This window comes from Pseudomonas sp. PS02303 (assembly GCF_029959925.1).
Lineage (GTDB): Bacteria > Pseudomonadota > Gammaproteobacteria > Pseudomonadales > Pseudomonadaceae > Aquipseudomonas > Aquipseudomonas mandelii.
In genome coordinates this window covers 1-14,158 of the sequence record NZ_JASCOM010000155.1, presented here as the reverse complement: position 1 = coordinate 14,158, position 14,158 = coordinate 1, and the positions used below count along the sequence as shown (strand labels likewise).

The window sequence follows — 14,158 nt, the reverse complement described above, 5'->3', positions numbered from 1 at the left end:
ATCTTTCACTCTGTCGAGAACCCTGCGGGAGCTTGCTCCCACAGGGTTACACCAGCCCCCCGCCTTAACCTCTCCGAAACATCTTAAAATAACAATAATTCTCGTTTAGACCTAAATCCCCTCTCCCCCCTTCGTCTTTGAACAAACGGAATTTTTCCCTCGAAGACAAGGAGTCGGCTGCGATGTTCGCGCCTATCACCCGTTCCATGACCTTTACCCTGGGCCTGTGCAGTGCTGCGCTGAGCCCCGACCTGCTGGCTGAAACTGCCCCGGATCAAGAGCCGAGCCGCACCCTTGAACTGGGTGCAACCAATGTGACAGCCCAGGGATTGGGCAGCACCACCGAAAACACCGAGTCATACACCACCGGTGCCATGAGCACCGCTACGCGGCTCAACCTGTCGATCAAGGAAACGCCGCAATCGGTGTCCGTGGTCACGCGCCAGCAAATGGACGACTTCAAACTCGGCACGCTTTCCGAAGCCATGAGCCAGACCACCGGCGTGGTGGTTCAGCACAACGATTCGGACCGCGTCAGCTATTCCTCGCGCGGTTACTCGATCAACAATTTCCAGATCGATGGAATGCTCAACACCTTCAGCTACATGAAGTCCGATTCCGACACCATTATTTACGACCGCATCGAAGTGGTTCGCGGCGCGACCGGCCTGACCACGGGCGCCGGCGATCCTTCCGCGACGATCAACATGGTGCGCAAACGGCCGACCGCACAATGGGAGGCCCAGACCGGTGTCAGCGGCGGCAGCTATGACGATTACTACAGTTACGTCGATGTCGGCGGACCGCTGGCCTTCGACGGCCGCTTGCGCGGTCGCGGTGTGCTGGCTTATCGCGACAGCGGTTCCTACCGAGACAAGTACGCGTTGCAACGGGAAGTCGGCTACGGGATTCTCGAAGCCGACCTGACTGATGACACCGTGCTGGCCGTGGGATACGACTACCAAAACAAACAGGTGCAAGGCACCTCTTGGGGCACCGTGCCCTACTGGAATGCTGACGGCAGCAAAGCCAACCTCGGACGCTCCACCAACATGGCCACACCGTGGAGTTCCTGGCCACTGAAAGACAAGACCGCGTTTGCCACGCTGGACCAGCAACTGGGCGCCGGCTGGCACCTCAAGGCCGCTTACACCCACCGTGAGAGTGACACCGACGGCAAGATCTACTACGGCGGTGGCGGCTTCCCCGAGGCCGATCGCAGCGGCATGATCGCCAACGTCAGCCACATGGTTGGCACGCAAAAAATGAAAGCCTATGACTTCAACGTGTCCGGCCCTTATTCGCTGTTCGGGCGTGAGCACGAAATGATGATCGGCTATGGCGAAGCCGAACGCAGCGAAGACAACCCTTACACGGTAGACGGCCCGCGGTCGCCGGATTACGAGAAAGTCCCCGACTGGAAGTACATGGGCGGCATTCCCAAATTCCCGGACACCGTCACCGGCCTGAAAGGCTCCGATGAAAGCACCCGGCAAAAGGCCGGTTACCTGGCCACGCGCCTGACCCTGACCGACGACCTGCACGCGGTACTCGGCAGTCGCTATGGCACGTGGGAAATTTCAAGAAAGGCCAACCAATACGACGGCAATCTGCAACTGACCGGTGTCGAATCCACCAGCCAGAAGCACAACGACATGTGGACACCGTACGCCGGGCTGCTCTACGACATCACGCCTGAATACACCGCTTATGTCAGCTACACCGATATTTTCAAGCCGCAGGACGAGCGTGACAGCAATCACAACTACCTCGAGCCAGTGGTCGGCAGCAACTATGAACTGGGGCTCAAGGGCAGCCTGCTCGAAGAGCGACTGAACCTCGCTACCGCGGTGTTCTGGAGCAAGCAGGATAACGTGGCCGAACTCGACGACTCGGTGCCACCGGACCCGGTCACCGGAGAGGAGTTCTTTAAATCGGGCGGCAAAGGCAACAAAGTCCAGGGTTTCGAAGCCGAGGTCTCAGGTGAAGTGATGGCAGGCTGGAACATGACGGCCGGCTACACCTACACCCACTCGGCCAATGGCGAGAAGCAGCGCAACAACACCAACCAGCCGTTGAACATGTTCCGCTTCTCCACGGCTTATCGCTTGCCCGGCGACTGGCAGGCACTGACCGTGGGCGGCGCCGTGAACTGGCAAAGCGACGTCTACCGCGCCGCCAGACGCCCGGTCGGCCGTGGCGCCGATGGCGAGATCATTACCGCCAGCACCCACATCCGTCAGGAGGCCTACACGGTGGTCAAACTGATGTCGCGCTACGCATTTGATCAGCACCTGTCGGCTTCGCTGAACGTCGACAACCTGTTCGACAAGAAGTATTACGACAACGTCGGCTTCTACAACGGCGTCTACTGGGGTGACCCGCGCACGGTCACCCTGAGCCTGGACTGGAAGCTCTGACGCAGATCATATCCAGCTGACGGAATCGGCGGATAATGGCTTGGCAACATTGGTTCATGGACGAAAGAGCACCCTATCCGCAGTAGGAGGCACACCATGAAACGTACCGCGTTGATCCTTGCCAGTCTGATGATGTTCGGTTCGACCGCAGCCTTTGCCGAAGGCGGTGCCGAGCGCATGAGGTATTACTTCGAAACCCTGCACTTCAAACAACAGCAGGCCAACGGCATCGAGACCAGGACGATCGAGCTGAGGGTTCCGAACGATCAGACCGCGCAAGTGACCGAAACCTATCGGCCGACATAAACGATGGCAAACGGGCGTTCTGAGGGACGCCCTTTTTTATGCCCGCTCGACAGTTTTCACGCGCCCAGCAGCACCCCGCAAAACCCGCCCAGCAGCACCAGTAACCACGGCTGGCACCGCCAGAACAGCAGCGCCATCAATGCCAGGACCGCCATCAGAACATCCAGCGGCCCGAGGATCGAGGTGGTCCACAATGGCTGATACAACGCAGCCAGCAACAACCCGACCACCCCGGCGTTCACCCCGGCCAGCGCCGCTTGCACTCGGCCAATGCCACGCAAGCGCTGCCAGAACGGCAGGACGCCGATCACCAGCAGCAGCGACGGCAGGAAAATCGCCAGGACGCACACCAGCGCGCCGCTCCAGCCGCTGATGGACGCGCCAAGGAACGCCGCAAACGTGAACAATGGTCCTGGTATCGCTTGCGCGGCGGCGTAACCGGCGAGAAACACGTCATTGTCGAGCAATCCCGTGCTCACGACCTGGCTTTGCAACAGCGGCAACACCACATGGCCGCCGCCAAACACCAGCGCCCCCGTGCGGTAGAAACGGTCGAACAGGCTGGTCAGCGAGTCCGGCCAGTAATGCGCAATCAACGGCAACCCCAACAGCAACGTCACGAACACAGCTATCGCCAGCCAGCCGGCCACGCGACTGACCCGAATCGACAAACCCTCCCGTGGCGCTGCATTGGCGTTGTGCAGCAAGACCAGGCCGATCAGCGCCGCCACGGCCATCACCGTCAGTTGCCCGCCCATCGTTGGCCAGAGCAACACCCCGGCAGTCGCCAGCAGCGTGATGGCCACTTGCACCGGACCTCGGCATAACGTGCGGGCCATTCCCCACACGGCCTGGGCAACCACGGCGACGGCGACAATTTTCAGCCCGTGAATCAAACCGGCCGGCAACGCCCAGCCACCGTGGGTGATGCCCAATGCCAGCAGCGTCAGGATCAGCGCCGAGGGCAAGGTAAACCCTGCCCACGCCGCCAATGCCCCCCAATAGCCGGCGCGGGACAAACCCAGCGCCATGCCCACCTGGCTGCTCGCCGGGCCCGGCAGAAACTGGCACAGGGCAATCAGTTCGGCGTAGGCGGCTTCGCCGAGCCAGCGCCGACGCGCCACGAACTCGTCACGAAAATAGCCCAGATGGGCAACAGGACCGCCAAACGAGGTCAGCCCCAGGCGCAGAAAGATCAGGAAAATCGCCCACGGCTTGTCCGTTTTCACGGGTGCCCTGCCTTGCGCGTCATCGAGGCGGCTCATGTGGCGTTAAAGGTCCTTGGTCCAAAACAGCATTCGGCCATGGGCCGGGTCGAACATGCCGGGGGCAAATCCGAACTTGCCATAAGACGCCTGCGCGACGGCATTACCCTCGAGGACTTCCAGGGTGATCTTGCAGCAGCCGCGCTGGCGGGCGATGTCTTCAACTTTTTGCAGCATCTTCTGGCTCAACCCCAGGCCGCGAAACCTGGGCATCACCGCCACATCGTGCACGTTGACCAGCGGCCGGCAGGCAAACGTCGAGAAACCTTCGAAGCAATTGACCAGCCCGGCCGGTTCGCCACCGACAAACGCCAGCACGCTGAATGCATGAGGACGCTTGGCCAGTTCCCTCGGCAGTTGCCGCAGGATGTCTTCGGGCAGTGGGTGCCCGCCGCCCATCGGGTCTTCGGCGTAGGCATTGAGCACCACACCGATCGCCTCGGCATGCAGCCCATTGGTGTAGCTTGCCTGAAGCACTAGAATTTCTGCGGATTCCATTTCCATCGTCAACGTCCCGTCAAGTTGCCCCGGCGCGTCACTCGCGCCGGGAGGTCGACGGACATTATCGCGAGGCGCAATCGGCGACAACCCGAACCTGTTTCAAACGCCCCAGATCAGCGTTTCGGTCCAGCCCAACTCGGCAAAATCCTCAGCCCTCAGGTGCGATTCCCCGGCGCAGAAAAACTCGTCCAGCTGCGGCGGCGTGACCGAGGTGCCGCTGAGCATCGCGTGGACCTGGCCGCGATGATGCAGCTGGTGTTCGAACAAATGCGACAGCAGGCGCAGACGGCTGTCATGTTGCGGCGTGTCCCGGGCGATGGTCACGATTCGCCCCAGATCGGCGTCGCGCAATTGTTCGCAATAGGCAATCAGGCGACGGTCCACATGCGCTTGTTCACGCTGCAGGTCGGCGGCCAACGCGAACGGCTCTTCTTTGGCAAAGAACACATAGCAATCAGGATGCGGATCGTCCCCGCGCAGTTCCCGCTCCAGCGCATCCACGTAAAACCAGTCGCACGTCAGGATGTGGTTGAGGGTGGCGATCAGGCTGGGGAAGAAGCTCACTCGCGGTGCCGCCAGTTCGGCCGGGCTCAGCTGAGTCCAGGCCTTGGCGAGTCGGTAATTGGCCCAGGCATTCTGATAGGCCATGGTCAGCAAATGGTGAGACAGAGGCTGATTCATATTCGCGGCTCCCGGCCATCAGGCTTCGGCGAAACGTTGCAACTGCATTTCCTGTAAACGGCTTAACGTGCGGCGGAACGGGAATTCCAGATAACCCTCGGTGTACAACGCCGCCATCGGCACCTGCGCTTCCAGGTACAGCGGCACCTTGCGGTCGTAGCACTCGTCCACCAGGGCAATGAAACGCCGGACACCGTCGTCATGCACCGACAATTGCGGCAGCTCGCGATCACCGGCCACGACCCGTTCGGCACCGTCTTCCGTGCCTCGGGCGATGCGTCCTTCACGTTTCTGTGCGCTCAGATTTGGCACTTCACTCAACAGAATAGCGCTGAAGGTGTCGCACAGCGCCATGAAGTCCATGGCGGCGAACGGTTGTTCGCACAGGTCGGCGTAGCGGCACCAGAGTACTGTCGAACTGGCCTGCACCACAGTGACCGAGCGGTAACCAACCGTGATCGGATCGCTGGACGTGGGCTGGCCTGCGGTCAACCCGTTGAACACCTCACCGAGCGCGCTCGGCTGCCCGGGCGCCGCCACCCAATACCGTTGCAGACCCGCGCCGGGATGCAGGCGATGGTCTTCGCCGCCATCCACCGCGATCACCTGCATGTGTTTTTTGATCGCTTCGATGGCGGGCACGAAGCGGTCACGGTTGAAGCCATCGGCGTATAGCTGGTCCGGCGGTTGATTGGAGGTGCAGACCACCACCACGCCCTGCTCGAACATCACCTGAAACAAACGCCCGAGAATGATCGCGTCGCCGATGTCGTTGACGAACAGTTCATCGAAACACAGCACCCGCACTTCCTGGCTCAACTCACGGGCCAGCGCCTTCAACGGGTCGGCGGTGCCGGTCAGCTGGAACGAGCGCTGATGCACCCAGCCCATGAAATGGTGAAAGTGTTGGCGTCGGGCCGGGACCTTGAGGTTTTGGTAGAACTGATCCATCAACCAGGTCTTGCCCCGTCCGACCGGCCCCCAGAGGTAAACGCCGGTGATCGGCGTGCGGCCTTCATGCAGGGCTTCGTGGCATTTTTGCAGCGCCCACACGGCATGTTCCTGGGCTTCGTCCTGGACGAAGCCCTTCTGTTCAATGGCGTGTTGCCAGGCGCTTAGGGGAGAGTCGACATTCATGCGCGGCAGTATGCCATGCGCTCGGGTTTACACAGAGATGTCCAGCCGGGCGATCTTGCCCTGCTCGTTGAGGCGGAACATGTAGCGCAGTTCCAGCGGACTGCCGGGAAAGGTCCCGGAAATCAGGTTGTGCACCAGGACTTTGCCGGTACGTTGCTGAACGTCGAGCACTTCGACCCGTGGTTCATAACGTTGCGCGGTGTCTTGCATCCATTGGGCGATGGCTTGCGTGCCGATCCGGTGTTGGCCCTCATCGAACACGTTGGCGTCCTCAGCAAAAAAACTGCCGACCCGCGAGGTGTCGCGGGCATTGGCGGCGGCAATGTAGGCGGCGATGGCGGGTGCCAGTGAAGAGGCTGGATTGGACATGGGTGCGGCTCCTTGTTGTTTGATTCTGGAGCCATGCTAGAACAGGTCTGTGTCAGTTCTTGTCAGGAGTGAAACGCCCGGCGTCATCCAGTTGCATCTGCTTGTGCCAGGTGCGCAACAGGTCGCTGCGTCGCCCCGGATAGCGCTCGCCCTGCTCGTGAGCGGCCGAGATCCGGTCGGTACGAAACGTGCGGTAGGCACTGCGCAATTCGCACCAGGCGACAATGATCCGCACCTCATTGAGAAAACCCAGCGCCAATGGCCAGATCAGCCGCTGACTGGGCACCTGTTGAGCGTCTGCATAATCGATGTTCAGCTTGGATTGATCGCGAATCGCCTGACGAAACACGTTCAACGGCACGGCGTTTTGCGGATACCCATAGCCGCGCGGGCCCGGCAACACCGTCGGGTTGCGCAAAGCATCCTGAGCTTCAGGCGCCAACACGGCGGCAATCTTCGCCAGGGCATCGGCCGCGGCTTTGCTCAACACCTCGTCGCCACGCTGATCGACGTAACGCAATCCGAGCACGATGGCTTCGGTTTCGTCGGCATTGAGCATCAGAGGCGGCAGGAACAACCCGCTGCGCAACACGTAGCCGACCCCTGCTTCGCCGAAGATGGGTGCGCCCAGCGCGGTCAACTCGGCGATGTCGCGGTACAACGTGCGTTCGGAAATCTGCAATTCCCCGGCGAGCGTCGCGGCCGTGGCCGGACGACTTTTACCCCGCAGCACTTGCAACAACGTGAGTAAACGAGTGGTACGCGACACGATCGGCAGGCTCTTTCCTGAAAAGTCGTCGGAGCTTAGCAGAGGCCGCTGTCAGAAGTTGGCAGGAGCGCCGCCCTGAGGGTCAGCTGTTTTGCCCTGCGTGGAAAAGCGCCTTGACGAGCCATATTACTCGCATCATATTAAATACATGTTGCTAGACATTTAAATTACCCCGGGCGTCGTTCCTCAGGAGTTATCTCATGCATTACACAGTCTTCGGCCGCAAAACCGGCTTGCGGGTTTCGGAACTGGCGCTGGGCGCCGGTAACTTCGGCACCGGCTGGGGGCATGGCGCCGAGCGTGACGAAGCCAAGCGCATTTTCGACGGTTACCTGGAAGCCGGCGGCAACTTCATCGACACCGCCAACGGTTATCAGGCCGGCCAGTCGGAAGCCATGCTCAGCGAGTTCATCGCACCGGAACGCGATCACCTGGTTATCGCCACCAAATACACCATGGGTACCACGCCAGCCGCGGGCATTTCCCACACCGGCAACAGCCGCAAGAACATGGTTCGTGCCGTGGAAGAAAGCCTGAAACGGCTCAACACCGATCACATCGACCTGTTCTGGGCGCACATCAGTGACGGCGTGACGCCGATGGAAGAGATCCTGCGCGGCTTCGACGACCTGGTGCGCGCCGGCAAGATTCACTACGCCGGGCTGTCGAATTTCCCGACCTGGCGCATTGCTCGCGCCGATGTCCTGGCCGAAGTACGCGGTTTCGCGCCGATTGCAGCGATTCAGGCCGAATACAGCCTGGCCGAACGCACCGCCGAACGTGAGTTGCTGCCGATGGCCGAAGCGCTCGGGCTGGCAGCTACGATCTGGTCGCCGCTGGGTGGCGGGTTCCTCACGGGCAAGTACCGCAGCAATGATGACAACAACCGCGCCGCCAAACTCGGCATGCTGGTCCACACCGAGAAAAGCGCCCACGAAACCGCCCTGCTCGACACCTTGCTCGCAGTGGCAGCGGAGCTTGAAGCCACGCCGACCCATGTGGCCATTGCCTGGCTGCGGGAAAAGGCCACGCGTTCGACGACGGCGCTGATTCCGATTCTGGGTTCGCGCACTCGTGAGCAACTGGATGCGACATTGGGCGCGTTGACGGTGCAATTGAGCCCGGAGCAGTTGTCGCGGCTTGATGGGGTCAGCAACGTGCCGAAGGGCGTGCCACATGAAACGATTGCCGGTTCGGCGGCGCGGTATACAGGGGCTGAAACCCTTGACCTGCCAATCATTCCGGTGGCCTGAAAGAGCTTCGCGGGCAAGCCTCGCTCCTACAGATTTGTGGCGTTCACAGACTTTGTGTTCGCCACAAGAAGGCGTCTTACCGGTCTATTTTGTGCCTGGCCGCATACAGGCACAGCATCTCCATCGCCAATGTCGCCGCCGCCAGTGACGTAATGTCCGCATGGTCGTAGGCCGGCGCGACTTCCACCACGTCCATCCCCACCAGATTGATCCCGCGCAACCCGCCGAGAATTTCCAGCGCCTGCACCGTGCTCAAGCCTCCACACACCGGCGTTCCGGTGCCCGGTGCGAACGCCGGGTCTAGGCAATCGATATCGAACGTCAGGTACACCGGGTTATCCCCCACCCGCGCACGAATCGCCTCGACAATCGCCTCACACCCTTGCCGATGCACCTGCCGCGCATCCAGCACCTGGAAGCCCTGGTGATCATCATTGGTGGTGCGCAAGCCGATCTGCACCGAGCGCGACGGATCCACCAAACCTTCCTTGGCCGCGTGCCAGAACATCGTCCCGTGATCGACGCGCTTGCCCTCTTCGTCCGGCCAGGTATCGCTGTGGGCGTCAAAGTGAATCAACGACAGGGGGCCATGTTTGCGCGCATGGGCCTTGAGCAGCGGATAACTGACGAAGTGGTCACCGCCGAAGGTCAGCATCGCGCAACCGCCGTTCAGGATGTGCTCGGCGTGTGCCTCGATGCTTTCCGGCACCGCGTGCGGCGAGCCGTAATCGAAGGCGCAATCACCGTAGTCGATGACCGCCAGATGATCGAACGGGTCAAACGTCCATGGCCAGTGACGTTCCCAGGCAATCCCGGTCGATGCGGCGCGAATGCCGCGCGGGCCGAAGCGCGCACCGGGACGGTTGCTGGTGGCGGTGTCGAACGGCACACCGCTGACCACCACGTCGACGCCGCGCAAATCACGGCTGTAGCGACGACGCATGAAACTGGTGATACCGGCGTAAGTACTTTCGGCGGCAGTACCGAAGAGGCTGTCGCGGGTCAGGGCCTGATCGTTTTGCATCGGGACGTCCATGGGATCTCCTTGTTATTTATTGGCGGCTACGGAAAGTGGTCCACAGGCGAGTGCGCGAGCGCATGTCCTTGAGGCTCATGCTGCGGTCGGCGTACAGCCGTTCGCGGGTGTCGGCCAGGGGGTAGATGTCCGGGTCGGTCCGCACGGCTTCGTCCACCAGCGGCGTCGCTGCACGGTTGGCCGTGGCAAAGAACAGCGTGTTGGTCAGCGCCGCGACGGACTCGGGGCGCAACATGAATTCAATGAATGCCCGAGCCGCTTCAGGGTGCGGCGCGTCCTTGGGTATCGCCAGGTTGTCCTGCCAGACCAGCGTGCCTTCCTTCGGAATCCGGTAGGCCACCTCGAACGGTTTGTTGGCCTTGCGCGCCTGGTCGGCGGCCATGCTGGCGTCGCCGTTATAGGTCAAGGCCAGGCACACGCTGCCATTGGCCAGATCGCTGATCTGCCGCCCGGTGGCGACGTACAGCACATTGGGCTGCAACTGATGCAACAACGCCTCGGCGGCGGTCAGATCTGCCTTGTCGGTGCTGTAGGGATCTTTACCGAGATAGTGCAACGCCAGGCCAATCACTTCCTGGGGCGAATCGAGAATCGCAATGCCGCAGTCCTTCAGCTTGCCGGCGTATTGCGGTTTGAACAGCAGATCGAGGCTGTTGAGCGGCACACCGGGCAAGCGTTTTTGCACCGCCTCGACGTTCATCCCCAGCCCCAGCGTGCCCCAGGTATACGGCACGCCATAACGATTGCCAGGGTCGACAGCCTCCAGTTTTTCCAGCAGGTCCGGGTCGAGGTTGGCGTAGCCCTTGAGCCCTTCGTGGGGAATCTCCTTCAGCGCACCGGCCGCCAGACCACGGGCCAGCACGCTGGAGGACGGCACCACCACGTCATAACCGCTGCCGCCGGTGAGCAGTTTGGTTTCCAGCACTTCCGAAGAATCGAACGTGTCGTAACGCACATGAATGCCGGTTTCCTTTTCGAAATGCTGCAGGGTTTCAGGCGGCACGTAATCGGCCCAACTGTAGAGGTTGAGGGTTTTTTCCTCTGCCTGGGCCGACGCGGCCATGGCGAGAAAGAGCGCGGGTAAACCCAGTTTGAATACGGGAGCCATGACGAACACCTGACCAGAGGAAGTGGTTGCAGCGTGCGCCCTCGGATACATTGGCGAAATACCAAGTTTGTTAACCTGACTTTATTGCGGAGTAATGTTTGATGCTCGGTCAACTCCACGACCTCGACCTGCAACTGCTGCGCCTGTTTGTCCGCGTGGTGGAATGCGGCGGGTTCAGCGCAGCGCAAGGTGAACTGGGGTTGAGCCAGTCGAGCATCAGCCAGCAAATGGCCAGACTCGAAACCCGGCTCGGCTATCGTTTGTGCAGTCGCGGCAAGGGTGGATTCCGGGTCACGCCCAAGGGCGAACAGTTGCTGAGTGCGACGCGCGGGCTGTTTGAGTCCATCGAAGCGTTCCGTCATCAATCCAACGGTGTGGCGGGTCGGTTGATCGGCGAAGTGCGCCTGGGTTTGTCCGAAGCGCTTGATCAATCGGTGCTGCAAAAAGTCGCCGATGCCATCCGTCGCTTTCGTGAACGGGACGAATCGGTGCGCATCGAGTTGATGAGCGCCATGCCCGGTGAAATGGAACGCCTGTTGCTGCAACAACGGCTGGACCTGGCGATCGGCTATTTCTCCCAAGTGCAAAGCGCGTTTGACTACCGCGAACTGTTCAGCGAAACCCAGCACCTGTACTGCGCCCCGGGTCATCCGTTGTTCACCGACGACGCGCCGGACGATCTGGCGTTGCAGGCGTGCGACCGGGTCGATCATCCCTATCGTTTTCTGCGCAGTGACGAGCCGTTTCAAGGCAAATTATGTTCGGCACGGTCCGAGCAGGTCGAAGGCACCCTCGCCTTCATCCTGTCCGGCAAGCATGTCGGCTATTTGCCTGAACATTTTGCCCGCAGCTGGGAAGACAAAGGTTTGCTGCGCGCCGTGCGCCGGGATGACCTGAGTTTTGATGTGGCGTTTCATCTGGCGCGCCATCGTGCCCAGGTGCCGGGGGATGCGCAGAAAGCCTTTGAAGAAGACTTGCTCGCCGCGTTTGAATGAACACGCACGGACCTGTGGCGAGGGAGCTTGCTCCCGTCCGGCGGCGCAGCCGTCGCAAGATCTGCACACAAGGTGTGGTTGAAGGAATGCCGGGGGCCGCTACGCAGCCAACGGGAGCAAGCGCCCTCGCCACAGCTCCGTGTGTATCGTTTGCCCTCGGTGCCCGCTGCTGGCATCCTGCGCCTCCATTTTTTGACCTGGCCCCTGGCGCTTTCCTCGTGACCTCTTCCGAACACGCAAAACCCCAGTCCCGTTCCGACCTGATCTACGGCCTCAACGACCGCCCACACCTCACCGCCACGGTCTTCGCCGCCTTGCAGCATGTGCTGGCGAGTTTTGTCGGCATCATCACGCCCACCCTGATCATGGGCGGTGCTCTGGGCCTGCAAAGCGAAGTGCCGTACCTGATCAGCATGGCGCTGTTTGTCTCGGGCCTGGGCACCTTTGTTCAGGCGCGTCGGTTCGGCCCGATCGGTTCCGGCCTGTTGTGCCTGCAAGGCACCAGTTTCTCGTTCATCAGCGTGATTCTCAGCGCCGGGTTCATGGTCAAGGCCCGGGGTGGCGGCACCGATGAAATCCTCTCGACGATTTTCGGCGTGTGCTTTTTCGCGGCATTTATCGAAGTGGTGTTGAGCCAGTTCATCGGCAAGCTGCGGATGCTGATCACACCCGTGGTGACCGGCACCATCATTACCCTGATGGGGCTTTCGCTGATCAAGGTCGCGATGACCGACATCGCCGGCGGCTTTGGCGCGGCGGACCTTGGCGCGGCCAGTCATCTGGGGTTGGCGGCGTTGGTGCTCGGCACGATCGTGGTGCTGAACCGGGTCGATGTGCCGTTCCTGCGCCTGGGGGCGATTGTCATTGGCCTGACCCTCGGTTACGTCGTGGCCTGGCTTATGGGCGACGTCAATTTCGCCAGCCTGCCCGACGTGCCGCTGATGAGCGTGCCGGTGCCGTTCAAGTACGGCTTCAATTTTGACTGGGTGGCGTTTGTGCCGGTGGCGGTGATTTTCCTGGTGTCGCCGCTGGAAGCCGCCGGTGATCTGACCGCCAACTCGATGATTTCCCGGCAACCGGTCAAGGGTCCGATTTACATCCGCCGGATCAAGTCCGGCCTGCTGGCTGACGGCCTGAACTCGGCCATGGCGGCGGTGTTCAACAGCATGCCGATGGTGACCTTCGCGCAAAACAACGGGGTGATCCAGCTCACCGGCGTGGCCAGCCGTTACGTGGCGTTCTTCATCGCCGGCCTGCTGGTGTTGCTGGGGCTGTTCCCGATGATTGGCGCGGTGCTGCAATTGATGCCCAAACCGGTGCTCGGCGGCGCGGAACTGGTGATGTTCGGCACCGTGGCGGTGGCCGGCATCAAGATCCTCGCCGAGGCCGGTCTGCATCGGCGCAACATGCTGATCGTGGCGATTTCCATCGGCATGGGCCTGGGGGTCGCAGCGGTGCCCGAAGTGCTGCGCGAGCTGCCCAAGGCGCTGCACAACATCTTCGAATCACCGATCACCGTCGGCGCGTTGTGCGCTATCGTGCTGAACATCTTCCTGCCCGAGGAATTCATCGAGCTGGAAGAGGACGATTTCGATCCGGAAGCGTCGATCTTGCAGGTCATGGAAAACCCCGATGTCCCGGCCAAGGGTGAACCCCCACGGCCTGCGGCAGTCGCACAGTTGAACCGCTAGAAAGCTCGAGGGCTGAGCCCGTGGCGGCTCAGCCCTTTTCTTTATGAGAGTGTCTACATGCGCAGCGTCCACGCCGTCATCCTTTCTCTGCTGTTGCTCTCCCTGAGCGCCTGCGCCCTCTTCCCCCATCGCGATCCTTTGAACATCAACGTGGTCGGCATCGAGCCGCTGCAAAGCCAGGATATGGAAGTGCGCTTTGCCGTAAAGATCCGGGTACAGAACCCCAACGAAACGCCGATCGACTACAACGGCGTGGCGCTGGATCTGGAAGTCAATGGCCAGCCACTGGCGTCCGGCGTCAGCGATCAGTCGGGCTCGATTGCACGCTTTTCCGAAACCGTGCTGAGCGTGCCGGTGAGCGTTTCGGCGTTCTCGGTGTTACGCCAGACGTTGGGGCTGAGCCAGACGCAGACACTGAATAATCTTCCCTACGTGTTACGCGGCAAACTGGCGGGCGGCTTGTTTGGAACGGTGCGCTTCGTGGACACCGGGAAGCTGAGCTTGCCGGGGTCGACAGCCGGAACTCGGTCATACCGACAATGAATATCCCCCTGTGGGAGCGAGCCTGCTCGCGAAGACGGAGTGTCAGTCAATACATGTGTTTTCTGACACACCGCCTTCGCGAGC

The 14,158-nt window shown here is 61.2% G+C and carries 14 protein-coding genes; 6 read left to right on the top strand and 8 right to left on the bottom strand.

All coding sequences use genetic code 11. From position 1 onward, the window contains the following. The first annotated feature begins 182 nt into the window (after positions 1-182). Together QMX98_RS24660 and QMX98_RS24655 are read left to right on the top strand one after the other, a co-directional pair. Positions 183-2,420 carry a TonB-dependent siderophore receptor gene (locus QMX98_RS24660; RefSeq protein WP_282411511.1) on the top strand — a complete coding sequence of 746 codons (2,238 nt, stop codon included), beginning with the start codon at positions 183-185 and terminating at the stop codon, positions 2,418-2,420. Between the two features lie 96 nt (positions 2,421-2,516). Next, positions 2,517-2,726, top strand: coding sequence for a hypothetical protein (locus tag QMX98_RS24655; RefSeq protein ID WP_010460570.1), 210 nt, complete (start codon positions 2,517-2,519; stop codon positions 2,724-2,726). 56 nt (positions 2,727-2,782) lie between these two features. Here QMX98_RS24655 and chrA read toward each other — a convergent pair whose 3' ends face one another. From chrA to QMX98_RS24625, 6 genes are all read right to left on the bottom strand, one after another. After that, positions 2,783-3,991: a chromate efflux transporter gene (gene chrA, locus QMX98_RS24650; protein ID WP_282411510.1), complete on the bottom strand. Its 1,209-nt coding sequence runs from the start codon at positions 3,989-3,991 to the stop codon at positions 2,783-2,785. Positions 3,992-3,997: 6 nt separating this feature from the next. Further along, complete coding sequence (locus QMX98_RS24645; protein WP_282411512.1) at positions 3,998-4,489, bottom strand: GNAT family N-acetyltransferase; 492 nt, start codon at positions 4,487-4,489, stop codon at positions 3,998-4,000. A gap of 102 nt (positions 4,490-4,591) precedes the next feature. After that, on the bottom strand, positions 4,592-5,173 hold the full coding sequence (locus QMX98_RS24640) for a DinB family protein (protein WP_282411509.1): 582 nt from the start codon (positions 5,171-5,173) through the stop codon (positions 4,592-4,594). 18 nt (positions 5,174-5,191) lie between these two features. Further along, positions 5,192-6,310: a cell division protein ZapE gene (gene zapE, locus QMX98_RS24635; protein WP_010460579.1), complete on the bottom strand. Its 1,119-nt coding sequence runs from the start codon at positions 6,308-6,310 to the stop codon at positions 5,192-5,194. Between the two features lie 27 nt (positions 6,311-6,337). Beyond that, on the bottom strand, positions 6,338-6,679 hold the full coding sequence (locus QMX98_RS24630; protein ID WP_010460581.1) for a nuclear transport factor 2 family protein: 342 nt from the start codon (positions 6,677-6,679) through the stop codon (positions 6,338-6,340). Between the two features lie 52 nt (positions 6,680-6,731). Next, positions 6,732-7,448: a YafY family protein gene (locus QMX98_RS24625; protein ID WP_010460583.1), complete on the bottom strand. Its 717-nt coding sequence runs from the start codon at positions 7,446-7,448 to the stop codon at positions 6,732-6,734. 200 nt (positions 7,449-7,648) lie between these two features. Here QMX98_RS24625 and QMX98_RS24620 point away from each other — a divergent pair, with 200 nt between their 5' ends. Then, positions 7,649-8,701 carry an aldo/keto reductase gene (locus QMX98_RS24620; protein ID WP_282411508.1) on the top strand — a complete coding sequence of 351 codons (1,053 nt, stop codon included), beginning with the start codon at positions 7,649-7,651 and terminating at the stop codon, positions 8,699-8,701. A 76-nt stretch (positions 8,702-8,777) separates the two neighbouring features. On the opposite strand, the gene speB is transcribed toward QMX98_RS24620, so the two are convergent. Both speB and QMX98_RS24610 read right to left on the bottom strand, forming a co-directional pair. Further along, the gene (gene speB, locus QMX98_RS24615) at positions 8,778-9,737 is read right to left on the bottom strand and encodes an agmatinase (protein ID WP_200666180.1); all 960 of its coding nucleotides are present in this window, start codon (positions 9,735-9,737) and stop codon (positions 8,778-8,780) included. A gap of 16 nt (positions 9,738-9,753) precedes the next feature. Further along, positions 9,754-10,845: a polyamine ABC transporter substrate-binding protein gene (locus QMX98_RS24610; protein ID WP_282411507.1), complete on the bottom strand. Its 1,092-nt coding sequence runs from the start codon at positions 10,843-10,845 to the stop codon at positions 9,754-9,756. A 101-nt stretch (positions 10,846-10,946) separates the two neighbouring features. Here QMX98_RS24610 and QMX98_RS24605 point away from each other — a divergent pair, with 101 nt between their 5' ends. From QMX98_RS24605 to QMX98_RS24595, 3 genes are all read left to right on the top strand, one after another. After that, positions 10,947-11,840: a LysR family transcriptional regulator gene (locus QMX98_RS24605; RefSeq protein ID WP_010460591.1), complete on the top strand. Its 894-nt coding sequence runs from the start codon at positions 10,947-10,949 to the stop codon at positions 11,838-11,840. A gap of 218 nt (positions 11,841-12,058) precedes the next feature. Beyond that, the gene (locus QMX98_RS24600) at positions 12,059-13,531 is read left to right on the top strand and encodes a nucleobase:cation symporter-2 family protein (RefSeq protein WP_010460593.1); all 1,473 of its coding nucleotides are present in this window, start codon (positions 12,059-12,061) and stop codon (positions 13,529-13,531) included. 57 nt (positions 13,532-13,588) lie between these two features. Next, a complete protein-coding gene (locus tag QMX98_RS24595) occupies positions 13,589-14,074 on the top strand; it encodes an LEA type 2 family protein (protein ID WP_010460595.1) in 486 nt (161 codons plus the stop codon). Positions 14,075-14,158: the final 84 nt, after the last annotated feature.